The organism is Endozoicomonas sp. Mp262 (assembly GCF_025643335.1).
Lineage (GTDB): Bacteria > Pseudomonadota > Gammaproteobacteria > Pseudomonadales > Endozoicomonadaceae > Endonucleibacter.
The window spans coordinates 4,465,568-4,489,773 of record NZ_CP092489.1 but is presented as its reverse complement, the minus strand read 5'-3'; the positions used below and the strand labels follow the sequence as shown (position 1 = coordinate 4,489,773).

Genomic DNA, 24,206 nt, shown 5'->3' with positions numbered 1-24,206 from the left:
GAAAGCAATCTATACACTACTTAATAGCAACCATCTCCAAACAAAATACAAAGATGGTTGCTATGCTCACTTCAGATCATAAAGAGATCCTCCGGGAGCTTGCCTTATATACAACGTTTCTTGCTTCAGCGCTATCCCCAACAGCAGTACCTACGTTCTGCGAACTTCTTTTTGGCTGCATGCTATCCGGGCAAGGCTTTGTCACTCAGGCGCTGTTATCTATTAATAACTTTCAATGCGTATGGAGCAGTTACCACCATTGGCTCTCTCAAGGCAAGTGGCGGTGGAGGAGCCTCGCATGCCGGCTCATTCAGCTGGTATGCTCAAAAGTACCACGGGGTGAACTTATCAACATTGGTCTTGATGATTGGGTGGTGGAGCGTTTTTCTGACAAGGCTCCCGCTTGCCGAACCCATCACCAGCACAGTAAAAAAAGGAACCGGCCAACGTATATCTGGGGACAATGCTGGGTATCCCTGGCTGTTGTATTTGAGCGGGCTAAAGATGAAGTATTTACTGCCATCCCTGTGCTTTCCTTTCCATCTCCTGCTTCAGGCAATGCCAGTAAGCTAAAAATCGCTGTTGCCATGCTAAAAGTAGTGAGGCAAGAGGTGAAGGTGCAAGGACTGCGCTTGCTGACAGACTGTTGGTATATGAACTGGACGCTAATGCAACCCGTTCTGGAAATGGGCTATGAAGTAGTAGGGCAAATCCCGTTAAACCGGGCATTGTATGCCTTACCGTTGGAGTCCACTGCAAAAAAACGTGGGCGACCCAAAAAGTATGGCATCAAAATGACGCCCCCGGAAGTGGAGAAGCTACCGGAATATCAAACAACCGTAAGAATATACGGCAGATTTCGAAAGATACGTTATCGCACCCGGGTATGTCGGGCTCGCTTCCTGAAAGGCCGCAAGGTTCGGGTTGTCTGGGGTCGGTTTGAAAATGATAAAGGACTGACAGAAAGCCGTATATTCATTGCAACCAATACTGGACTTGAAGGTATAGACATCCTTCGTATTTATGCGAAAAGATGGCCGGTTGAACCCATGTTTCAGCAAATTAAACATTCATTTGGTTGCCGCCAGTTATGGCAGCAAAAGCTGAGAACTCTGTTGCGGTGGATGCATCTGAAGATGGCTGGATACGCATTATTGCAACTGTTGACCGTCTGTAAAAATCAAGCAAGCGTGGGCATTTCAAGGATTCCTTGGCGGGATCAGGATACAACCACCGCTGGCATGCTAAGATTTGCACTCGCAGGAATTATCCCCAGATTACCTATTCGTGAGGGCTGGAACCGATATAGCCAAAAATATGAGTTCAATTTTAATAGTTTGACTGACGGAATAGTCAAAGAAAAGAAAAAAGCGGCATAAATAGCGGCAACAACGCAATAATCAAGAATAATACCGAATCTGAAAAAACGTTTGGATGTATTTTTGCACACAATTTTTAAAATATAACCAAACGTTCATGTCATAATAACTCTAAAGTTAAGATTGATGCAACACCACCTCTAAAAATATATCCATAACCGTTTCACCTGTATCTATTTTAGGGTTGGCTATAATCGCTTTTATTTGTTTAAATATATATCTTGTTTTTTTTTTAAGACATGTTGATGTTCTGCACCCAAATATAAACTTTCTTTTTTAGGGTTTAATCTTTCATTGAATCTTTCTAAAAAACCTTCTTCACCTAAAAATAAAGGTTTGTTATTGGTGAAATCGCGCAAAGCTGCGTCTGAAGGATCAGGTGGTTCTTTTTTTATTTCGTTATCAACAACCGAAATGCACAAGGCAGGTGCCAGTAATAGAATGAGTGCGTATGTTAGTTTCATTTTTAAACAGGTTATTTTGATTGGCAACAATATTAATGAACCATAAAACTATAGACTAAATCATAGCTTCTGTGCATGCAGTCAGCAAAATGTATGTGCATAATAACTGCATCCCGTAAAATGACCGCGCCAACATAGAAAACAGGTGTTTTCTATGTTGGCGCGGTTTATTAGTAAAGATAATTACTGTAAATACCAGACTAACCTTCTCTATAACTCTCAATATCAGGACAGGAGCAAACAAAGTTTCTGTCGCCATAGACATTGTCAATACGGTTGGTGGCAGGCCAGAATTTGGCAGTACGACAGGTGTCTGACGGGAATACGGCTTCTTCCCGTGAGTAAGGGCGATTCCACTCCGGGTCTACCAGGTCTTCCATGGTGTGTGGTGCCAGCTTGAGAGGGTTCTGGTCAGCAGGCCACTCACCCTTTTCCACCTTGCGGATTTCCTCGCGAATGGCAATCAGGGCATCAATAAAGCGGTCAATCTCTACTTTGGACTCTGACTCTGTGGGTTCAATCATCAGGGTTCCAGCTACGGGGAAGGACATGGTGGGGGCGTGGAAGCCATAGTCCATTAATCGCTTGGCAATATCCTCTTCGGTAATACCGCTGCTTTCCTTGATGGGACGAATATCAATAATGCATTCATGGGCTACCCGGTTGTTTTGGCCACGGTAGAGCACTGGATAATGATCCGCCAGTTTCTCCGCCATATAGTTGGCATTAAGAATGGCTACCTCGGTGGATCGGGTCAGGCCTTCATGCCCCAGCATTTTAATGTAGAGCCAGGTAATGGGCAGGATGGAGGCACTGCCAAAGGGCGCAGCAGAGACGGCACCAATGCCCTCATCCTGATAGACAGGGCTGACTTGATGGTTCGGCAGGAAAGGTGCCAGGTGACGTTTAACACCGATGGGACCCATGCCTGGACCGCCGCCACCGTGGGGAATGGCAAAGGTTTTGTGCAGGTTCAGGTGAGAGACATCAGAACCAATTTCACCAGGCTTGGCCACACCTACCAGGGCATTCATATTGGCGCCATCCATATACACCTGGCCGCCATATTTGTGGACAGTGGCGCAGATGGTTTTGATCGCTTCTTCGTAGACACCGTGGGTGGATGGGTAGGTCACCATCAGCGCAGACAGGTCAGTGCAGTGTTCTTCAGCCTTACTGCGCAGGTCTTCTACATTGACGTTACCGTGTTCATCACATTCAACAATCACCACTTTCATGCCAGCCATCACCGCCGATGCCGGGTTGGTGCCATGGGCAGAAGAAGGAATCAGGCAGATATGGCGGTGGCCTTCACCGATGGATTCCTGATACTTGCGAATGGCCAGCAAACCTGCATATTCACCGGAAGCACCGGAATTGGGTTGCATGGATACCCGGTCATAGCCGGTAATGGTTTCCAGGTCAGCCTGAAGTTGCTGGATCATGGTCATGTAGCCTTGAACCTGGTCCCTGGGTGCATAGGGGTGGATATTGGCAAACTCAGGCCAGGTTACCGGGATCATCTCGGCTGCGGCATTCAGCTTCATGGTGCATGAGCCCAGGGGAATCATGCCGTGTACCAGGGAGTAGTCCTTGTTTTCCAGGCGCTTGAGATAGCGCATCATCTCCGTCTCGGAGTGATAGCGGTTAAACGTGGGGTGAGTCAGAACCGGGTCTGTACGGCGCTGGCTATGTTTAATGCCGGTTTCTTCTCCAGCGGTGATTCGCTCGTCGATGAAGGACACATCCAGTGCCTTGCCTTTGCCCAGGAAAATATCAAACAGTTCAATAATATCTTCAGGGGTGGAGGTTTCATCCAGGCTGATACCCAGCCGGTCATTGCCAATCAGGCGCAGGTTGCAGTGATGGGCCAGGGCGCGCTGGTAGATGGCTTGTTGCTGGCTGCCCACCTTGATGGTCAGGGTGTCAAAGTAGCTTTCGTTACAGCAAAAGCCCGTATCGGTCAGGCTTTTTTCCAGAATGGTAGTCAGGCGGTGAATCCGCTCGGCAATGGCTTTCAGACCCTCAGGGCCGTGATAGACCGCGTAGAAACTGGCAATGTTGGCCAGCAGTGCCTGAGCGGTACAGATATTGGAGGTGGCTTTTTCCCGGCGGATATGTTGCTCGCGGGTTTGCATGGCCATCCGTAATGCCTGATTGCCACGGCTATCGATGGAAACACCGATAATACGACCCGGAATAGAACGCTTGAGCTTGGCACTGGTAGCAAAGAATGCAGCATGGGGGCCACCAAAGCCCATGGGCACACCGAAACGCTGGCTGCTGCCAAGGACAATATCGGCACCCATGGCGCCGGGGGATTTTAACAGTACCAACGCCATCAGGTCTGTGGCGACGGCGATCATTTTCTTTTGTGCCCTGGCGGTGCTGATGATGGCTTCAATCTCTTTAATATCGCCATAGGTGCCAGGGTATTGCAGCTGTACACCAAAAACCTCCTGGCTTTCCAGCTCGGTGATTGGATTGCCAATCACCAGTTCAATATCCAGGTATTCGGCACGGGTTTTAATGACATCCAGGGTTTGGGGGTGAACATCGTCTGCCACGAAAAAACGGTTGCTTTTGCTGCGGCTGGAACGTCGGCACAGGGCCATGGCCTCTGCCGCCGCAGTGGCTTCATCCAGCAGGGAGGCATTAGCGACTTCCATGCCAGTCAAGTCCATCACCATTTGCTGGAAATTCAGCAATGCTTCCAGGCGACCCTGGGCTATTTCAGGCTGGTAAGGGGTATAGGCCGTATACCAACCGGGATTTTCCAGTAAGTTTCTGAGAATAACGTTGGGGATTCGGGTGTTGTAATACCCCATGCCAATATAGGATTTGTTGACTTTATTCTGTGTTGCCAAATGGCGGAGGCTGTTAAGGGCCTGGTCTTCGCTCTGGCCTTTTTCCATTGCCAGGGCCATTGAGCGAATAACCGCTGGTACGGTTTGGTCAGTCATTTCTTCCAGGGTTTTAAACCCCTGGGCTTCCAGCATGGCCAGCTGCTCCCCCTGAGTGGGACCAATATGGCGACCGGTGAATGTATCATTCTGCAGTAGGGCTTGCAGTGTTTGTTTTTCATCAGCCATATCTTGATTACCTTCTGATCACTTTGTCCCTTCAGGGTGTATGGTCAAATAGTCTGGCTACAGGCAGAAAGCCAAGGCTGCCTGTAGCAATGTGTAAAGAACTGCCTTGCCAGCTATTCTTCAATGGCCTGATAATTATCAAAACTCATTAATTCTTCCAGCTCGGCAGGCTCGGATAATTTGATGCGGACAATCCAGCCCTCTTCATAAGGGGACTCATTAATGATTTCCGGGGCATCTTCCAGTTTGCTGTTAATGGAGATTACCTGGCCGGAAACCGGGGCATAAATATCAGAAGCCGCCTTGACTGACTCCACCAGGGATAATTCATCACCGGCACCTACTTCATGGCCTTCTTCAGGTAGCTCGACAAAAACCACATCCCCCAGCTGCTCCTGGGCATGGTCGGTAATACCTACAGTGACCGTACCATCGCCATTGTTCAGAACCCATTCGTGGGAGGTGGTGAATTTCATCTGGGTGGTATCGATATCAGCGACTGCAGTGTTGCTCATTGCTTGATTATTTCCTCTTGTTTTTGGTTGGGTGGTGTTCAGTAAAAAAATCAACACAGAACCACATTAACTGCCAAACCGCCCTGTGCCGTTTCTTTATACTTGTTCTGCATATCCAGTCCGGTCTGGTGCATGGTGGCAATCACTGTATCCAGGGAGACCCGGTGATTACCATCGCCCTGGAGAGCAAGCCGGGCTGCATTGATAGCCTTGACGGCTCCCATGGTGTTCCGTTCAATACAGGGAACCTGTACCAACCCACCGATGGGGTCGCAGGTCAGACCCAGGTTATGTTCCATACCAATCTCGGCGGCATTCTCGATTTGATTATTATCTCCCCCCAGGACAGCGCACAGGGCTCCAGCGGCCATAGAACAGGCTACCCCGATTTCTCCCTGGCAGCCCACCTCGGCGGCGGAGATGGAGGCATTTTTTTTATAAAGCATGCCTATGGCCGCGGCAGTGGCCAGAAAGGTCTGGATGCCCTCATCATTACTGCCGCTGACAAAGCGATCATAATACGCAAGCACGGCGGGGATGACTCCAGCGGCACCGTTAGTGGGTGCCGTAACAACCCGGCCTCCCACGGCATTTTCTTCGTTGACGGCCAGGGCAAACAGGCTGACCCAGTCCATAACTTCCAGCTCATCGGCGGTTTGTTGTTGTTGCCGGTTAGCGAGACGCTGGTGGATATCAAAGGCTCTGCGGCTGACACCGAGTCCGCCCGGTAATAGGCCCTTCTCACGGCATCCACGCCGGATACAGGCGTCCATTGTCTGCCAGATGGACAGTAACGCTGACTTGATATCATGACAACGCCCCAGATGCTTTTCATTTTCAAGGACGATCCCGGCAATGGACAGGCCGGTTTGTTCTCCAATATCCAGTAAATCCTGGCCAGTATTAAAAGGGTAGGGGATGGTTTTTTTTATGGCAGTGGTGGCGGGCTGATCGGTTTCATCCTCACTGATCACAAAACCACCGCCCACGGAGTAATAATTATTGCTGTGTAATTTTTTCCCCTTGCTATCCATTGCTTCAATGGTCATGGCATTGGGGTGTTTGGGTAATGACTTATTGCAATGAAAAAGCAAATGGCGGGTTTCGGAAAACGGGATGGTAATTTGTTCGGCCAAAGCCAGTTTTTTAGTTTTTCGAATGTTCTCAATTAATGCCGATGCTTGATCTGGATCAATAGTTTCAGGGGTTTTTCCCAGCAGGCCCAGTAGGGTGGCAGTGTCTGTTGCATGACCCGTTCCGGTAAGGGCCAGTGAGCCAAATAAGTGGACTGTCACATGGGCTGTTTTAGTCAGGATATTGTGTTGTTTTAATTCCGAGAGAAACCGGTTGGCAGCTACCATAGGGCCGACTGTGTGGGATGAAGAAGGCCCTATGCCAATTTTGAACAGGTCAAATATGCTCAGTCCCATGGTTCGGCTCCTGAATGATTGATGATCACTGTCTGATTATGTCAGACAACCGTTCATTGTTTATTTGTTGGTCTTGGTAATCCCTGTTCTTGCAACTGATTTTGGCAGAAGCGTATCAATATGTGATTTTCTAATCAATATAAAAGTTTCCTATTGGAAACAAAAGCTGTCTATAATCTCGCGATCTATTTTTGTCAGTAGCCTGGCCAAGAATTGTATAGGTGAAATAATGGCAGATCTCATGGGTCTGCGCTTAGCCCGGCTTCTGGGAATGCCTGTCGGGAGAAAGGATGTCTGAACAAGTTAGTTTCCTTGCCACTGAGAAGCAGTCGTTGAGACTTCAGCAGCGTAATCGGGAAAATTCGGTATCGCCCCTGAAGTTGGGTGAGAGGGTTCGGGAAATTCGTTTAAGCCAAAGTCTGACCCTGGAGGAAGCCAGTAAGCTTACTGGCCTGGCACGATCGACGCTGTCCAAAATCGAGAATGAACAGATTTCTCCAACCTTTGCCGCAGTGAACAAGCTGGTGAAAGGGCTGGGCATTGATATTCCCCAGCTGTTTACCCAGCCAGAAAACCGACATGCCACCCGTGGCCGGAGGGATATTACCCGTATGGGTGAAGGTAAGCCTCACCCCACCACCACTTATGAACATGAGATGCTGGCTACGGAACTGTCGGGCAAGAAAATGGTGCCGTATCGAACCACGGTTAAAGCCCGTTCATTTGAGGACTATCCCGGCTGGGTGCGCCATGATGGTGAAGAGTTTTTGTTAGTGCTTAAGGGCCGAATCCTGTTTTATACCGAATTCTATCAGCCGGTGGTGATGGAGGAAGGTGATAGCGCCTATTACGATGCCGAAATGGGGCATGTATTAACCTCATTAAGTGACCGGGATGCTGTTATTCTTTGGGTGACTGCGTAAACGCGGGTGGGGGAATAGTGTAGGGTTCTATTGCCTGTTCCCCTCTCACCCTGTCCCGATATGAATGAAAAATACGATTAAATAACAGTCAGTCGCTCAACTTCAATTTCTGTCTTTTTATAGTTTTTTCCTGAATCATTTTGTGCACTGGATGACCGCTGCCAGGCAGAATGATAAAATCCCGCGCCAATCATCCAGTGGATAACGAGTGGTTTCCAGTTGGATTGTCGATGGCTCAGGCGGGGATCAGCGTGATTTCAAGTTCCTACAAGCGCTCACTACTGGTGGGCGGTATCTTTTTGCTGGCGGTGTTCTATATATTGAGCACCCGCCCCAGAATCAAGCAGTTCCAGGGCGAAACCATGGGCACAACCTATCATGTGTCCTATGTGGGGACGCTGTTCTCCCATCCGGTGGATGATATTTCCAAACGGGTACACAATGCCCTGCATGATGTTGACCAGAGAATGTCCACCTATCGTGAAGACTCTGAATTAATGCAGTTTAACCGGGCACCGGTGGGTGAGCCTTTCAAGGTTTCGCAAGACCTGGTGGATCTGGTGATTGCCAGTCAACGCATTTCAAAAATGTCCGATGGTGCCTATGACGTAACAGTGGGTCCTCTGGTGAATCTCTGGGGGTTTGGCCCGAAGCGTCATGATCCCAAGGCTGAAAATACGGCAGATAGATCGGCAGTCACTGATGAAAAAACGGTAAAAGCGCCTGAATTTATTCAGTGGATGCTCGATAACTACCCCGGAGAAGTGCCTTCTGATAAAGCCATTGCCAAGGCGAAGCAGCAGGTGGGTTATCAGTACGTTTCTGCTGATCAGGCGGAGAGTACGCTCACCCGGCTAAAACCCGTGTTTGTTGACCTGAGCTCCATTGCCAAAGGCTATGGTGTAGACCAAGCGGCGGCAGTCCTCGAAGATACGGGCATAACCAACTTTATGGTGGAAGTGGGTGGAGAAGTGAAGGTCAGCGGCAGCAAGCCTGATGGCAATCGCTGGCGCCTGGCTGTTCGCGGGCCGGATCTGGGGGGGGGCAAGCCCGCAGCAATTGTGTCACCAGGCAATAAGGCGTTGGCCACCTCCGGGGATTATCTCAACTTCTTTGAAATTGACGGCCAGAAGTATTCCCATTCCATAAACCCGGTGACCGGACGCCCGGAAATGAACCGGGTGGCTGAAGTGGCGGTTATTGCTGACACAGTGGCGGAAGCGGATGCCCTGGCTACCATGTTTATGGTATTGGGTGATGAGAAGGGGCTTCAGCTGGCAAATCAGGAAGGCATAGCTGCCTATTTTACCTATCATTCAGGTGATAGTTTTGAATCCGTGGCCAGTCAGGCTTTTAAACGATTTCTGGTAAACTAGGGGCTGTTGACGTTTGATCGTGAGCTCAGTGGCTCGTAAAGCGGTTTTCCGCAAGGAGGACTGGTGCAGGCATAGTTGTTCTACGTCAAGCCAGTCCAACGCAGTCGGAAAGCCGCTTTACGAACCACCCGAAGGGCCAAAACCAGCGATTCCGTGCCGTCGTTGCAGTAGCTTGAAAGACGCGAGTATTCCTGCGCTACTGCGTCTAGCCACGAAACCGCTGGTTTTGGCTGAGCACACGAGCAAACGTCAACAGTCCCTAGATAGTAATGCTGAGACTCTCTCAGTGGCTCAACAAATGAGCAATGGATAGAAGGAGGCAGCTATGACTGTTATGTTAATCACCTTTGGTGTGTTTCTCTTTATTATCGCTGCCATGGCTATTGGGGTGATCTTTGCCAATAAGCCCATTAAAGGCTCCTGTGGCGGATTGAGTAATCTGGGGCTTAAGGACAATTGCCCCATCTGCGGTGGTGAGGAAAAGAACCCACTGAAAAATATCGGCGATAAATCCATGGATGATTTGTTCTATGATGCAGCCGCTAACCCGGATATTTCATAAACTGCCCCGAGCATTGCGCTGGACTTTGTGGCTCTGAGGAGATTTGTGAAGGAGTGCCGTACCGGGGAGTACGGTCGACTGAACAAAACTCCTCAGAGCCGCAAAGGACAAGCAAGGCTGGGAGCACGTTTATGAAATATCCGGGTTAAATAGTCTTATCGGATAAATCCCTCTTCAGGCATCACCACTGATGCCTGATATACATAATAATAACTTCCAATTGAACAGCCATCTGGGCTGGCCGTTTTCTGCCAGTTGGCAAGGACGGTGACTATGAATAGCTGTAAGGGGAAAGGCAGCATGGCTGTGAGTAATTATGACCTGATTGTCTTGGGGTCCGGGCCTGCTGGCGAAGGGGCGGCGATGAATGCCGTCAAGCTGGGTAAACGGGTGGCAGTGGTTGAACAGTATGCTTTTGTGGGGGGGAGCTGCACCCATTTGGGGACTATTCCTTCCAAGGCGCTACGCCATTCGGTGAAGCAGATTATGGACTTCAACACCAACTCCATGTTTCGTGAGATTGGTGAACCCCGCTGGTTCAGTTTTCCCAAGGTACTGAAGCGGGCGGAGTCAGTTATTCAAAAGCAGGTTCAGTCCAGAACCCTGTACTACGCCAGAAATCGTATAGACCTTTATTTTGGTAAGGGTTGCTTTGTGGATGAGCATACCATTGAGGTGGTGGAGCATAATGGTAATACCGAAAAACTCCGTGGTGCCCATATCATGATTGCCACCGGATCACGCCCGTTCCAGCCAGCAGACGTGGATTTTACCCATTCCAGGGTGTATGACAGTGATACCATTCTGGAGCTTTCCCATACACCCCGACGGATGATTATTTACGGAGCCGGGGTGATTGGTTCCGAGTATGCCTCGATTTTTTCAGGGCTGGGGGTGCTGGTGGATCTGGTGGATACCCGTGACCGCCTGCTTTCATTTCTGGATAAGGAAATATCCGATGCCCTGGGTTATCAGCTGCGCAAAAAGAACGTTATCATTCGCCATAATGAGGAATACCAAAAAGTAGAGCCTCTCAATGATGGCGTCATTATGCACCTGAAGTCGGGTAAAAAGCTTAAGGCCGATTTATTGCTATGGGCCAATGGCCGTACCGGTAATACCCGGGATATGGGTCTGGAACTGATAGGGTTGAAAGCCAACAGCCGTGGGCAACTGGAGGTGAATGAAAATTACCAGACCTCTATTCCCCATATTTATGCCGGGGGGGATGTGATTGGCTGGCCCAGCCTGGCCAGTGCCGCCTACGATCAGGGGCGTTCAGCCTCGGGCAATTTGACTGGTTCTGCCTATTGCCGGTTTGTGGATGAAGTGCCCACCGGGATTTATACCATTCCGGAGATCAGTTCTTTGGGCAGTACAGAAGAAGAGCTTACCGCCCAGGCAGTGCCCTATGAAGTGGGTAAGGCGTTCTTCTCAAGGTTGGCCAGGGCCCAGATAACCGGTGAGCTGGTGGGCATGCTTAAAATCCTGTTCCACCGTGAAACCCTGGAAATCCTAGGGATTCACTGCTTTGGTGACCAGGCCTCCGAGATAGTCCATATTGGCCAGGCAGTGATGACCCAGAAAGGGGAGAACAATTCCCTGCGTTATTTTCTGAATACCACCTTTAACTATCCTACCATGGCTGAGGCTTATCGGGTGGCGGCTTTGGATGGCTTGAACCGGTTGTTTTGACAGGACGGTTGCTTTTGCGAAATAAGGGCTTTGCTGAATAGGGTATAAAGTCAGATAACTATGAGCGTTTGTGGAGCAAGGCCTTGATCTCATCCAGTTGCTGCTGAAGGTCTACCAGGGTGGGTTCTCCTTTTTGCTGTTGTTCTGTTTTGCGGGTCTTTTGCCGTTCCTCCTCCATCACATTAACCACGACAATCACCGTATCAAACACATTCCAGCCGGATTTGAAAAAGTCTTTTTTTGCTCCTCTGCTAAAAAACGAATAACAATTTCCACCAGGAAGAAAACGGTGATGCCCCAGTCCAGCACAGTGGTCAGATGGCTGAGGGAGTCTGGAATAGGATAGGTTTTTATGCCGATAATGAGTGCAGAAAATATGATTATAGCGACAACAAATAGCTCAAAGACCTTGTTTGATCGTATCTGTTGAAATCGCTGTTGGCAGTTATGTGATGGCCTGTTTATAGTGACTGCGTGTAACGCTTCTTTACGCTTATTCATTAATACAACCCATGCGTGATAATTTGACGAAATAGTGAGATGGATTAAGCTTGCCGTAAGTTGTCAATGATAAAAAAATACAAAAAAGTAAAAGTAGTTAAAAATAGTCTATGGGAGGGATTTTGCTGGAGGTTTGTTTTGAAAAAATATGGTTTTTTGGTTTCAGGTATTTTTATAGTTTCATTTATTTCCCTGTCACAGGCTATGTATAAAAGAAAAGTATCGGACGCTTTTGGTGCTGAAGAGTCTGGTAGTAGTGTAAAAATTTTACGTAAAGAAAAAAACGATAGATAATTGCCCAGCTATTCCCGCATGATGAACGTCGATGATCGTTGGTATTGACAATAAGGCAGCAAAAATAATGAAGCCGATCAAAACTGAGCCGCCAATTAACAAAGCGGAGCTTTAAAGAAAAAATGTCACCCCTGAACGTAGCTACGATATGGCCGGTTATGATGTATCGAATGGAATCACCCTTTTCTCTTCAATACCATGAGTTACTGTGTAAAAAAGCCCCTCCCACGTTTTTATCAGCCAATGCAAAAAATAGCCCTGTATCCATTTCCATAATGCTATACGGACTCCTTTTGAGCGGGTTCTTAAAGCTTCCTGAAACTGGGGACAGCACAGTTCCTGTATTTGATCTACGAGAAAAGCAAGCATCGTCAGATAGGCCAGATTTGTGGCTAAGTGCTTCTCACCGTGACCGTAGTTATGTTCGAGATCGTAGCCTTGATTTTTCAGGGTGTTAAACGTCTGGTTCTCAATATGCCATCGGCAGCGCCCTCCTTTCATGACGGGTTCTATGGTTTCTTCGTTAAGCGGAATATCAGTCACCCAGCACCAGATATGCTGTTTACCTTTTTTATCGGTTTCGACAAAATCAAGCACATTAACCTGTTCTGCATATTTTGCCTTGTTCAGCCTGACGTCATTGGCATAGCGAAACCACCACTTAATTCCAGTCTCTTCATTAACTTTTTCAGCACGGTGAACTTTTCCTTCTTTATCCAGCTCATCCATCGCTTCAACCAGCGAGGCATGGTTGCCATCTTTCGCGACAATGATGTAATGCCAGCCATAACTCTTAATCAGTTGGACAGTGGGGTTGTCAGCATAAAGACTGTCCAGAAGAATAACGAACTTTAGACGTGGGTGATGCTCTCGTATGGTGGCAAACAACCGTTTAATGGCATTTTTTTCACAGTCATTTTTGGTCGAACCGTCCTGGCAAACTATGGCTTCCGGTGCCAATGGCAAGACTGTTTTTTGATCCGGGTGAGCAATGCATGCTGCCATTAACTGGTGGTAGTGAGCTTCGTTGGCCTTTCCCTTATTTTTAGTACAGCACTCCTGACAAGGTTTTTTATTATTGCAGGAGTAAAATAGCCCAGTTCCATCGATCGGGAGCAAGTAGTGATTTTTCAAGTTCCCGCAGTGAAATTCGAATGCCTTCAGTAATCCGCCCCTTTGGACGTTAGACAGCAATGTCTTAAAAGGCTTTTTGAACTCTACGGGATCTATTGGATCCAGGATTTCCCGCATACTGGTATCACAGGGAGCACGTTTTTTTATCTGATACAGGTGCTCAAGGTTATGCCTTACTTCTTGCTCTGTTTTATCACGCTCAAACGAGAGGAGCGATGGGTACTTGAGATGCATCATGGCAAAAGCGGACATGGAGGCATCATGTATTGTTATTTTTCTGGAATCCTTGTTTGGTCGGACATCTGGAATTTGCTCATAACTTTCAGAAATCGTAGTAATTAAACTGTTTGCACAAAGATGCTTACGACTTTTTTGGAATGGATAAGCCATGAGAGACAGCCATTGATAAAGTATCCCTATCAAAAGTAGACGTTATTTTGTGCGAAATCACTCCATTTGGAATTTACTGTAAGCCTTGCTGTTGCAGTGATTTAATTGATGTCACGGGAATAGCTGATAATTGCCATATTAAACCCATAGTGAATGGAAAGTATAGGCCGTCTGATTGGTATCAAACAGAGGAGTTTAATGTAAAGGATAATTCGGATAATATACTTTTTGCAGCCTCTAAGAATAATAAATGGGCGTTGGTTTTAAATTGTAGGATTCATTTTTGTAGAGAATTGTTTAGCCACTCATTGGTTTTTTATAGTTTAAGTAGAGGCAGTAATTGCCATACTTTTGTGGAAGAACTTGTTGAAGTTGATACAGGGGAACTTAACTGGAATGATGAAGAAAATGATTGGGTTTCCTCTAATATTATGAGTTTAAGTGAGGATAATAAGTATCTTTTTGTACAAATAGCTAATAAAAAACCCGCCATTTTTAGAGTTGATCCTGATAAGGAAAAAGGGGAAAAAATTACCAGGTTGCAAACGGTTGAATTGCCCAGTGGTGTATGTGTCCATGCAGTAAAGGCATTCACTGGCCGGCAGGGATGGTATATGGCATCTAGTGATGGTTCTGTTCAATGTATGGTAATGGATGGAGACATAACGTTATCTGAAAAGTGGCGACATATGTCTACAACAGGAAAGTTTGCTAAGGAAATATATCAAATATCGGATGGCAGAATTTTAGTTAATTATGGTGATTTTCTGGAGATTTTGAGTGCTGATGGACGTTACCTTTTTGAAGTTAAACCATTATATCAAGAGCCTATAGATTGTATGGCGGTAAGTGCGAGCTTTCGGGTTGCTTATACTGCTCAAAAATTAAATGCGGGTGATCAAATTAAACAGCTTGAAGGATTATTATCACAAGTACCTTCAGGTAATGCCAGTTCTAGTCAAGGAGGACTGGTTATTAGTGCATGGCAGTTATCTGAATCATATCAGGATCAGATTGGAGAACAGGGCATGGCTGTTAATAATAGATGTATTGCCCAAGCTTGGTTTCCATACGACGGGGTAAGTCTTCAAGAATACATAACAGTTAGCACAATGGCTTCCACATTAGATTGGAAAGAAATATATGTCGGCTTCACTGACGGTTATCTGGGTAAAGTCACACTTGATCAAAGCTTGAATTCTATGGATATTTCTCAAATAAGTGGCCTTGAAGAGACAAATACTCAATGGTTATTTGAGCATCCCCAGTCTGCAAGTGATCAGGTAAGGTGTGCAATATCTACTCTTGAATGGTTTAGTGACATAAATTGGCTATTGGTTCATTATAGAGATGGCAATGCAAGGGCTGTTAAATATAATCCTGAAACAAAATCACATCATTCGATTGTGTTAGAGCAATCAGCTGAGAAAATATGTAATCGTGATTCACTAGGAATGTTTATAATCGGAGATGATTCTCTGATGAAAATTTCAAAAAAGAAAGTTGGTATATATCTTTATAAGGAATAGACAGTCTGTTGGTTTATTTTAGATTTAGATATTGTCATGAGTGTTCAAGGGGGGATGCATGTCTAAAACTGTTGCATTGGTGCTGGGCAGTGGAGGAGCCAGGGGGTATGCCCATATTGGTGTTATCCGTGAACTGGAAAGTAGGGGCTATACCATCACATCAGTCTCCGGTGCCTCCATGGGAGCACTGGTTGGTGGGCTTTGGGCCGCCGGAAAACTGGATGAATACTGTGAGTGGGTTTCAGGGCTTGAGTATCTTAATATAATGCGGTTGCTGGATTTATCCTTGAGCCACCCGGGCTTTATTAAAGGTGAGAAACTATTTGGAGTGATTCGGGATATGTTGGGTCAGACTCTGATAGAGAGCTTGCCTGTTCCATTTACAGCAGTCGCTACCAATCTTAAAACCCGCAAGGAAATCTGGTTTCAGCGAGGGGATCTGGTAACAGCTGTTCGGGCTTCCAGCGCCATTCCTTCATTGTTCGCACCCGTGAATGTCAATGGGCAATTATTGGTGGATGGTGGTGTTTTAAATCCTCTGCCAATGGCACCTGCCGGTTCGGCTATTGCCGATATTCTGATTGCGGTGGATTGTTTGGGGGATGAGGCCCCTGGTGTGCAGCCGATTGATGAAAAATCAATGGAAGATAAAGGCCAGGCTACTCCGGTAGAAGGCTGGCTGAAAAAAATATGGACCGGTTCAAAGCAGGATAAAGGGCAGAGTCTGGCCCGATCCATGAGTGCCATCAATGTGTTTTACCAGTCCATGGAGGTTATGCAGGAATCCCTTGCCCGATACAAAATTGCAGGTCACCCGCCAGATATTCTGGTTTCTGTACCCCGTAGTACCTGCCGTTTTTATGATTTTCATAAATTTGACGAGATTGAGGCGGTGGGGCGAAAGTTAGCAGCAAATGCCATTAATTCCTGGGAGTCAGTAAACGGCATCTCACAGGGGCAAAAAGGGTGTTATAACACTTCTGCACCCACTGAATGTACCGAATAATAGCCCCCGGCTAAATGCAGGGGGTATCAGGAAAGCTAAGGCATGTTTTTTTCTTTAGATTGCCACCAGTTTTTGAAACCTGTGGCCATTTGCTCGGCTGCTTTTATATGCTGGTTTCTTTTTTCCTGCTTACTGAGAGCCAAGTGATGTTTCCAGGCCTTGTAGGAAGCAATTTGGGCTGAAAGCGCATTTTTCCGGTACGTTTCGGGATTTTTTCTCATCACCTGCCAGGTCTTGTAAGCCAAGGCCATATGCTGACCAGGTGTTAGAACTATTGATGTTGAAGTTGGTAAGGCCCCTTTGGCTGGACTTATGGACAGTGTCATAAGAACAGCTATCAGTGAAGAGACCTGTAGCAGTCTTGCTGTCCACATGGTTTAACCCTTCTTTATTTCTTTAATTATAAGAATAGGGTATAGATCCTGTTTTTGAGCAATGATTCATTTTTTAACCATCAACCACAACAGCTACGAGCGTTTTCTCTTCAGTAATACCAGTAACGAGCCTGTTCCCCCTTCAGCCGGTGGTGCCGAGTGAAAGGCCAGTACTTCAGGGAGTTGTCTTAGCCAGTGATTGACATGGCTTTTAAGGGTTGACTGTCGGTTCCTGCTACCATGAGACTTGCCATGGATAATCCGGACGCAGCTTAGCCCCTTATTGCAGCAAAAATGGATAAATTCACAGGTAATATCCCGGGCTTCTTCTATTTTATAACCATGAAGATCCAGTTCATATTGAATGGGTAAAAGCCCCATTCTTAACTGCCTTAAACGACCATGCTGGATACCGGAGCGTGAGAAACTGAGGATTTGCTCCGGCTCTACTGGCTCTATCCAGGCTTCAGAAAGGCTTGCTCCGGCGTTAATGGGCTGTGACTTTTCCGCAGCAGCCCTTCTAGCAGCAAGGGTACTTTCCGGAAGACCGGTATTGGGTTTCCGCTGCTGGTGATGGGTTTTTTTGCCTTTTATCGGGCGCACATCACTCATGGCGTCCTGAAACAGTTTTTCCGGGTCTTCTTGGTCTTTCTCGGGCATGTCGTCTCTTTGATACCCGCATGAATTGTTATACGGGTACTCCAGCTAAATCGTGGTTTATGCTATTTTACCGCGGAAAGGGGTCAGGCCGAACAGCTCCTGGGTAAAATTATCAGAAGTTGTGAAGGTCAGAGTCTGTCTGACACTATTGCAGGGACGTGAGATGAGCGTTCTGGAGAAGAAAATGACCTATTCTATTGAGTCCTGTGAAGGGCTGAAAACCATCAGGGATTTCGTACGCTGGGGATCCAGCCGCTTTAATGAAGCGGGCTTGTTTTTTGGCCATGGCAGCGATAATGCACTGGATGAGGCGCTGCACCTGGTGTTTCAGGTTCTTAACTTGCCATGGGACCTGCCTGATGACTACCTTAATAGCCGTCTTACGGTGACTGAACGAAGGCTGGTGGCGGAACTGGTTGAGAAGCGGATCAGGGAAAGAAAGCCCTTGGCCTATTTGGTTAATCAGGGCTGGTTTTGTGGCCAACCCTACTATGTTGATGAAAGGGTTCTGGTGCCAAGGTCCCCCATTGCCGAGTTGATTAACCATGAATTTCAACCCTGGCTGGAGAATACCGAGGTGACACGGGTGCTTGACCTGTGTTCAGGATCAGGGTGCATTGGCATAGCGGTGGCCCACGCCTTCCCTAAAGCCAACGTGGATTTGCTGGATATTTCCGAAGATGCCCTGGAAGTGTCACGAATTAATATTGACCGACATGAAATGTGGGGGCGGGTACAGGCCACTCGTTCCAACTTGTTTGAAGCACTGCAATCCACCACTGACAAGCCTGAGTATCAGCTGATTCTGAGTAATCCCCCCTATGTGGATGAGGAAGATATGTCTGATATGCCCGATGAGTTTCAGCATGAACCGGAATTAGGCCTGGCGGCAGGGGCTGACGGACTGGATTTTGCTCGCACTATTCTGGCAACTGCGGCAGACTATCTTTCCAGTGATGGTTTACTGGTGCTGGAAGTGGGTAATAGCCAGTGGGCATTGCAGGAAGCTTATCCGGAGGTGCCCTTTATCTGGCCTGAGTTTGAGGCGGGTGGCCATGGGGTACTGGTACTGACAGCAGAAAACTGTCGGGAATTCCAGGGGCTTTTCAAAAGCCGTATGATTAATTAATCAACCTGAGGCAGGTTATGGCAGGTAATAGCATAGGCCAGTTGTTCAAGGTGACGACCTTCGGGGAATCCCATGGTATTGCCCTGGGCTGCGTTGTGGATGGCTGTCCCCCTGGAATTGAGCTCACAGAGGCGGACTTACAGGCAGACCTGGATCGTAGAAAACCGGGTACTTCTAAATACACCACCCAGCGGAAGGAACCGGATCAGGTGAAAATCCTGTCCGGTGTGTTTGAAGGTAAAACAACAGGAGCACCCATTGGCCTGCTGATTGAGAATGCAGACCAGCGTTCCAAAGATTACTCCACTATTAAGGACAAGTTCCGGCCTGGTCATGCTGACTATACCTATACCCATAAATACGGGATCCGGGATTACCGGGGCGGTGGTCGTTCGTCAGCAAGGGAGACGGCCATGCGGGTGGCGGCTGGCGCTATTGCCAAAAAGTTTCTTGCTACCCGGGGCATCCAGGTTAGAGGCTATCTTTCCCAGCTGGGAACGGTGAAGACAGAACAGTTGAATTGGGAAGAAATACCCAATAACCCGTTTTTCTGCCCTGATCCCGATAAAGTGCCAGAAATGGAAGCCTTGATTGATAGCCTGAGGAAAGAAGGCAATTCAATCGGGGCGAAAATCTCTGTGGTGGCTTCTGGAATGATGCCGGGCCTGGGTGAGCCAGTATTTGACCGGATTGATGCGGATCTGGCTCATGCCTTAATGAGTATCAATGCCGTCAAAGGCGTTGAGATAGGGGATGGTTTTAACAGTGTCACCCAAAAAGGCACAGAGCATCGTGATGAAATCACGCCTGAGGGCTTTTTATCCAACCATGCCGGTGGCGTTCTAGGGGGAATTACCTCAGGGCAGGATTTAATTGCCCACATTGCCCTGAAACCCACGTCTAGTATCACATCTCCCGGCCGCTCAATTAATGATAAGGGTGAACCCGTTGAGATTGTCACCAAGGGACGCCATGATCCCTGTGTGGGCATCCGGGCCACACCCATTGCTGAAGCCATGATGGCCATTGTGGTTATGGATCACTTTATGCGGCACAGGGCTCAGAATGCGGAGGTGGCTAGTCCGGCGTATGTGATACCGTCATCGGTTGAATAACATGCTCCCACCACTAAGCCGCTGAGGCGGCTATAGTGGAGGTTTTTGTAATCTGTACTGAACAGCCCCTAACCCTTCCAGAATGTACGGGTAAATAAAACAAGTACAGTTGTAATTTCCAGTCGTCCCATCAGCATTCCCCAGCTTAATAGCCATTTTGCGGTATCCGGCAGGGAGGCAAAATTACCCGCCGGGCCAATAATATCGCCCAGGCCGGGCCCCACATTGGCAATGGCGGTAAGGGCACCACTGAGACTGGTGATCAGGTCAAGGCCCAATAAACAGAGCAGTAGCGTTAACAGGGTGGACAGCAAGGCAAAGAAAAAGCCAAAGCCAATGAGGGAGCGCAAAATATCATCGGTGATTTGCTGGCCGTTATAGGACTGCACAAAGCAGGCGCGGGGGTGAGACAGTTGCTTTAGCTGGATACCCAGCAGTCGGGCACCAATCTGGAACCGGAATATTTTAATGCCCCCGGCGGTTGAGCCGGAACATCCGCCTACCACCGTTAAAAAAAGAAACAGTGTGGCGGCAAAACCACCCCAGAGACTGTAGTCTGTCAGGGCAAATCCCGTGGTGGTAATCACTGATGTGGTATTAAAGGCCACCAAGGTTAGTGCCTCCCAAAAACCGTAGCTTGAGGAAAGAACCAGCCAAAGGGTGAAACCGATCCATAACAGCAACATAAAGACAAGAAACGCGCGCACCTGACTGTCTTTATAGAGGGAGTACATATCGCCCTTAAAGCATTTTACGAAGAGTACAAAGGGCATGCCTCCCAACAGCATAAAGACGGTGGCTGTCCAGTGGATAAATGGATTGGTGAAGTGCGCCATGGAGCTGTCCGAGGTTGAATAACCGCCTGTGGACAGGGTTGTCATGGAGTGGTTAATGGCTTCAAAGCCATCCATGCCACCCAGAAAGAAACAATAGGCGCAGGCGACAGTCAGGCCAAAGTAGACAAAGACAATGCGCTTGGCAATGCTGCCGGAACGGGGCATTACCTTTTCTGACCAGTCGGATGATTCGCTCTGGAACAAGCGCATACCACCGACTTTCAAAAAGGGAAGTACCGCAACTGCCATCACAATAAACCCGATGCCTCCCAGCCATTGCAATAATGACCGCCATAACAGAATGCCTCCATTCATGGTATCCAGGCCGGATAGTACCGTTGATCCAGTGGTGGTAATGCCGGACATGGTTTCAAAGAAGGCATCGGTGTAGGAAATATGGAGTTCAAGGCAGAAAGGCAAGGCCGCATAGGCGCTCAGCATGAGCCAGCAGCAGTTGGTCAACAGAAATGCTTCTTTGGGTTTCAGATTAAAGTTGTCAGGTTGGGTTCCCAGAAACAATGCGCCGCCGCTGGCACCGGTAATGCCTGCCGACAATAAAAATGCCGATGAGCCACTCTCTCCGGTGGCCAGGTGATAAAAGGCAGGTAGCAGCATAAGAACTGCTAGGACGGTTAGGGAAAGGCCTACAACATAGAAGACCGGGCGAATGCTCATGGTGGTACTGCTAGTGCTTTTAAAGATCGAAACGGGTAACTATCCCACTATTATCAGTGACTGTATTTAAGTGGAAATACCACAAATGATGTTGCCAGTTGTCATTTCCAACGGCAGTTTCTGACAGGTATTTGGAGGCCTGGCTCTACACTTTGGACATGCGCTTAATACCTTCTTGTATTGTTTTTTGACAGTTTAGCTAACTTATTTGTTAGTGGGTGCTGTCATGGATTTACCCCTGATTTAACGGGTATTTAGCGGGTAGGGATATCTTTGGGTACATAACGCCCGTTGATTAGAGAAACTTTCCTATTTCTGGATATGTCAAAGGTGTAATTAATTCTTAAACAACGAATACAAATAACAAAGTATGTAAAGGAGATGGTATGGATTGTTCTAGCGGTATTTATCCAGGTTCAAGAAGTAGCTATGTGCCCATGGAGGCGGTTAAACAACCGGACATGCATGCCATGTTTAGACAATATCGGTTAAAGCCTGATGCCTGTGTCGAAGCCTGTTTGAAAGGGGCAGAAAAAAAACAGGAATTCAGTGGATATACTAAAGAATCTTTTGTAAGGGATGTGGCCAGATCTTTGCAGGAATCAGGTTTCCAGTTTGGTAAAGCCTGGGAGAAGAAAAATACACCAGAAGATAAGATAAGATGTTTACTGGCGAGCATGAGGGGAAGATCCTGCTCTATGGGTAGATTTTTTAGCTGTATGAATGAAATAGCACAAAAAAAATCGAAGTGTGCTTGGTTACATACATTCAAAAAAGAAATAGAGGATAAATTCAGGAGGAGAAAATCTGACATCTTAGGTAAGGAGCATATTAATTATATTTCCTCCCAGCTGAACCAGGTTGCTTATCAAACGACAGTGTCGAATAGGCGTGTGGATCACGCCGAACGAATGCTTTTTGTCAAGAAAAAACAGGATGAGCTAGAGTGCAGGTTCGGACAGGTTTCCCATAGCCTGCAAAAGAGGCTTGCTGAAAAAGGGAAAGTACCCACTGGAATGAGCGCTATTTTTGAGATGAAGGATCATGAAAATAAAGTAGGTTACACCCGAATTATGATTGATCATGAGGGTAAAATTTGCCCTGTGTATCTCCTTAATACAGCAAAACGTGAAGAACTGCTCAGCTTTGGCCTGGATGAAGAAGACATCAGGGCCTTTGAAAAAATAAAGCGCAAGCAAGGCTTTCGCTTAGGAACGGGATCCTATGGATCTGTGAAGTTTGGTGTTTTTGAAAATCCTGAAACAGGTGAGAAGAAGATAGTGGCCGTCAAAAAGCAAAAAGTGCGGGACTGGGAGAAACTTACGGATAAAAAAAGAGAGAAAGAAAGTGAAAAGCTGTTCAAAAATGTAGAGAAAGAAGTTAACTTTCAGAAACAGGCAGGAGATGCAACGATAAAAGTGTATGGAATGGCTAAAACCCAGGATAAGCATGATGTACCAACGGCTATGGTTGTGATGGATCTTGCTCAGGGTTCTGATCTGCATAAAGCACTGTATGGAAATGCTAATGATAATTGTGAAAACCCATTTGACATTAGGGAAAGGCTTTCAATGGCGCATCAGTTAGCTTGCCATATGGAGTCTTTGCATAATGAAAAAGGGTTTGCTCACCTTGATTTAAAGCCAAATAATGTCTTTCTAGGTAAAGATAATCAAGTTAAGCTGATTGATTTTGGCCTCTCTAAACAAATCCTCAAAGGGCAAAGGCTTCCCGCGATGTTTGGTGTTTCCAAAAGATACCTTGCCCCGGATATTCTGAAGGATGGAATGGATCCCGCCGCCGCTGATGTTTACTCGTGTGGTGTTTTGTTAACACAGTTACTCGGCGATTTGCCTTCCTATGATTTATGGTACGGTGATTGCCGGCCTGGTGATGTGTCAGATATGGAACGTAATGCAAGGGACTGGCTTCAACTCAGCGAAGTGCCAACACCAGAGCTTAATGACTTGATAAAAAGTATGTTAAGCAATGATCCAAACAAGCGGCCCAGTATGTCAGAGGTTGTAGCAACCCTGGATGGTGTAATACGGCAGTTGGAGTCCGGGGAAAACGAAGCCTTGTATCAAGACGAGCCGAGTTGGGATGACAGCGACGATAGCTTCGACTCGGAGATGCAAGTGTCAGCTGTTGAAGAAGAGCATCAACAAGCAGAGAGAGGAAAAACCCTGCTAGGCAAGCGTAAGTACTCGGATGATACAGGGTTTAGTGGGGATAATTGTGCCAAGAAGAAGAAATGGGATTTAACAAGAGAACTCTATAGAGAATTACCCTTTGATCGCTTGTAGTGGGTAATAACAATTTTAGTATTTAAAAACCCATTGACGATCAACTTAAGGCGGGGAGGTTATAGCAGGAGAGCTACTCTCCTGCCTTTTATAAAGAATCTTCAGCTGCTTTACCCTAAAGTCATCCGGTAAATTGACAGTGATCATGAGTTGGTTTCCCTGAATATCAAACCTTACCTGCTGAGAGGTCTTGAGTTTGTTGTTTGGCATTCGAACCTGTTCCAGGAAGGACATAATAAAGGGATTGGGGGCCTGGTCAAAACTCCAGAAACCATCTATTTCCAAGGGCTTTTCGTTATAGAACTCCAGCTTGCCGTTATGGGTTTGGGGAGATTGTTCCTGATAGGTATTGTCTTTAACCGTTTTTCCACCAGGTTTTGACTCAATGGTTATATGCTTGGACTCAATGGTCAGGATCGTATCCATGTCCATGAGTTCTGGTTGTCGTTTTGAGGACATATTCCAGAGAGAGGCCAGCAGGTTCGTAATTTCCTCATGGCTGGGGCTTGACTGGGTTTGCTGCCATTGGCCTTGCAGTTGTTTGAGTTTTTCTTCAGTGGTCAGGCCATCCGGTTCCAGTGCATTAAAGCCGGGGCGAGGCTTGCTTTTTCCTACAAAAAGGTTATTGCGGGGCTTGTCACTGAAATGCTTTTTGCCATCCTCATCCACCCATTGAAAGATTTTGGCTGTTAAGTTGGAGGATAACATCATAACAAGAAGAACCAAACCAGAGGCTAGTAAGGTTTTAAGGCAGGCGATTCCTTTCATTATTTTTTATTTCCCTGAAAGCAAAGATCACAAATTGCGGTTTACCTCCATAT

Annotated in this window: 22 protein-coding genes; 11 read left to right on the top strand and 11 right to left on the bottom strand. The window is 47.1% G+C overall.

What is annotated here, in order from left to right:
- Positions 1-53: 53 nt before the first annotated feature.
- The gene (locus tag MJ595_RS19830; RefSeq protein WP_263078492.1) at positions 54-1,379 is read left to right on the top strand and encodes a transposase; all 1,326 of its coding nucleotides are present in this window, start codon (positions 54-56) and stop codon (positions 1,377-1,379) included.
- Between the two features lie 200 nt (positions 1,380-1,579).
- Here MJ595_RS19830 and MJ595_RS19825 read toward each other — a convergent pair whose 3' ends face one another.
- The 4 genes from MJ595_RS19825 to MJ595_RS19810 form a co-directional block, all read right to left on the bottom strand.
- Positions 1,580-1,843, bottom strand: a complete 264-nt coding sequence (locus tag MJ595_RS19825; RefSeq protein WP_263079816.1) for a hypothetical protein — start codon at positions 1,841-1,843, stop codon at positions 1,580-1,582.
- Between the two features lie 200 nt (positions 1,844-2,043).
- Complete coding sequence (gcvP, locus tag MJ595_RS19820) at positions 2,044-4,935, bottom strand: aminomethyl-transferring glycine dehydrogenase (RefSeq protein ID WP_263079815.1); 2,892 nt, start codon at positions 4,933-4,935, stop codon at positions 2,044-2,046.
- A gap of 113 nt (positions 4,936-5,048) precedes the next feature.
- Positions 5,049-5,450, bottom strand: a complete 402-nt coding sequence (gene gcvH, locus MJ595_RS19815; RefSeq protein WP_263079814.1) for a glycine cleavage system protein GcvH — start codon at positions 5,448-5,450, stop codon at positions 5,049-5,051.
- A 50-nt stretch (positions 5,451-5,500) separates the two neighbouring features.
- Complete coding sequence (locus MJ595_RS19810) at positions 5,501-6,880, bottom strand: L-serine ammonia-lyase (protein WP_263079813.1); 1,380 nt, start codon at positions 6,878-6,880, stop codon at positions 5,501-5,503.
- A 290-nt stretch (positions 6,881-7,170) separates the two neighbouring features.
- Here MJ595_RS19810 and MJ595_RS19805 point away from each other — a divergent pair, with 290 nt between their 5' ends.
- The 4 genes from MJ595_RS19805 (at position 7,171) to sthA (ending at position 11,436) form a co-directional block, all read left to right on the top strand.
- Entirely contained in the window at positions 7,171-7,803 is a 633-nt protein-coding gene (locus tag MJ595_RS19805; protein ID WP_263079812.1) for an XRE family transcriptional regulator, read from the top strand.
- A 170-nt stretch (positions 7,804-7,973) separates the two neighbouring features.
- The gene (locus MJ595_RS19800; protein ID WP_263079811.1) at positions 7,974-9,179 is read left to right on the top strand and encodes an FAD:protein FMN transferase; all 1,206 of its coding nucleotides are present in this window, start codon (positions 7,974-7,976) and stop codon (positions 9,177-9,179) included.
- 325 nt (positions 9,180-9,504) lie between these two features.
- Complete coding sequence (gene nqrM / locus MJ595_RS19795; protein ID WP_263079810.1) at positions 9,505-9,741, top strand: (Na+)-NQR maturation NqrM; 237 nt, start codon at positions 9,505-9,507, stop codon at positions 9,739-9,741.
- A gap of 300 nt (positions 9,742-10,041) precedes the next feature.
- On the top strand, positions 10,042-11,436 hold the full coding sequence (gene sthA / locus MJ595_RS19790) for a Si-specific NAD(P)(+) transhydrogenase (RefSeq protein ID WP_263322549.1): 1,395 nt from the start codon (positions 10,042-10,044) through the stop codon (positions 11,434-11,436).
- Between the two features lie 58 nt (positions 11,437-11,494).
- On the opposite strand, the gene MJ595_RS19785 is transcribed toward sthA, so the two are convergent.
- Complete coding sequence (locus MJ595_RS19785) at positions 11,495-11,647, bottom strand: hypothetical protein (protein ID WP_263079809.1); 153 nt, start codon at positions 11,645-11,647, stop codon at positions 11,495-11,497.
- Positions 11,632-11,937 (bottom strand): ion transporter, encoded by a 306-nt coding sequence (locus MJ595_RS19780; RefSeq protein ID WP_263079808.1) that lies wholly within the window; start codon positions 11,935-11,937, stop codon positions 11,632-11,634. Before MJ595_RS19780 ends, MJ595_RS19785 begins: the two co-directional genes overlap by 16 nt.
- A 138-nt stretch (positions 11,938-12,075) precedes the next feature.
- Here MJ595_RS19780 and MJ595_RS19775 point away from each other — a divergent pair, with 138 nt between their 5' ends.
- Positions 12,076-12,231: a hypothetical protein gene (locus MJ595_RS19775; RefSeq protein WP_263079807.1), complete on the top strand. Its 156-nt coding sequence runs from the start codon at positions 12,076-12,078 to the stop codon at positions 12,229-12,231.
- A 156-nt stretch (positions 12,232-12,387) separates the two neighbouring features.
- Here MJ595_RS19775 and MJ595_RS19770 read toward each other — a convergent pair whose 3' ends face one another.
- Entirely contained in the window at positions 12,388-13,755 is a 1,368-nt protein-coding gene (locus tag MJ595_RS19770) for a transposase (protein WP_263078002.1), read from the bottom strand.
- Between the two features lie 353 nt (positions 13,756-14,108).
- Between MJ595_RS19770 and MJ595_RS19765 the strand changes: the two genes are divergently transcribed.
- Together MJ595_RS19765 and MJ595_RS19760 are read left to right on the top strand one after the other, a co-directional pair.
- The gene (locus MJ595_RS19765; RefSeq protein ID WP_263079806.1) at positions 14,109-15,284 is read left to right on the top strand and encodes a hypothetical protein; all 1,176 of its coding nucleotides are present in this window, start codon (positions 14,109-14,111) and stop codon (positions 15,282-15,284) included.
- 58 nt (positions 15,285-15,342) lie between these two features.
- Positions 15,343-16,290 carry a patatin-like phospholipase family protein gene (locus tag MJ595_RS19760; protein WP_263079804.1) on the top strand — a complete coding sequence of 316 codons (948 nt, stop codon included), beginning with the start codon at positions 15,343-15,345 and terminating at the stop codon, positions 16,288-16,290.
- Between the two features lie 35 nt (positions 16,291-16,325).
- Here MJ595_RS19760 and MJ595_RS19755 read toward each other — a convergent pair whose 3' ends face one another.
- Both MJ595_RS19755 and MJ595_RS19750 read right to left on the bottom strand, forming a co-directional pair.
- Positions 16,326-16,541, bottom strand: a complete 216-nt coding sequence (locus tag MJ595_RS19755; protein WP_263079803.1) for a hypothetical protein — start codon at positions 16,539-16,541, stop codon at positions 16,326-16,328.
- A 216-nt stretch (positions 16,542-16,757) separates the two neighbouring features.
- Positions 16,758-17,324, bottom strand: a complete 567-nt coding sequence (locus MJ595_RS19750; RefSeq protein ID WP_263079801.1) for a Smr/MutS family endonuclease — start codon at positions 17,322-17,324, stop codon at positions 16,758-16,760.
- A 163-nt stretch (positions 17,325-17,487) separates the two neighbouring features.
- Here MJ595_RS19750 and prmB point away from each other — a divergent pair, with 163 nt between their 5' ends.
- Both prmB and aroC read left to right on the top strand, forming a co-directional pair.
- Entirely contained in the window at positions 17,488-18,453 is a 966-nt protein-coding gene (gene prmB, locus MJ595_RS19745) for a 50S ribosomal protein L3 N(5)-glutamine methyltransferase (protein WP_263079800.1), read from the top strand.
- Positions 18,454-18,470: 17 nt separating this feature from the next.
- Positions 18,471-19,568, top strand: a complete 1,098-nt coding sequence (gene aroC, locus MJ595_RS19740) for a chorismate synthase (protein ID WP_263079799.1) — start codon at positions 18,471-18,473, stop codon at positions 19,566-19,568.
- Between the two features lie 68 nt (positions 19,569-19,636).
- Here the strand turns inward: aroC and MJ595_RS19735 are convergent, their stop codons facing one another.
- Complete coding sequence (locus tag MJ595_RS19735; RefSeq protein WP_263079798.1) at positions 19,637-21,079, bottom strand: TrkH family potassium uptake protein; 1,443 nt, start codon at positions 21,077-21,079, stop codon at positions 19,637-19,639.
- Positions 21,080-21,465: 386 nt separating this feature from the next.
- On the opposite strand from MJ595_RS19735, the gene MJ595_RS19730 reads away from it, so the two are divergent.
- Positions 21,466-23,385 (top strand): protein kinase, encoded by a 1,920-nt coding sequence (locus MJ595_RS19730; RefSeq protein ID WP_263079796.1) that lies wholly within the window; start codon positions 21,466-21,468, stop codon positions 23,383-23,385.
- Positions 23,386-23,430: 45 nt separating this feature from the next.
- Here the strand turns inward: MJ595_RS19730 and MJ595_RS19725 are convergent, their stop codons facing one another.
- Positions 23,431-24,153, bottom strand: a complete 723-nt coding sequence (locus MJ595_RS19725; RefSeq protein ID WP_263079795.1) for a DUF4124 domain-containing protein — start codon at positions 24,151-24,153, stop codon at positions 23,431-23,433.
- Between the last annotated feature and the right edge of the window lie 53 nt (positions 24,154-24,206).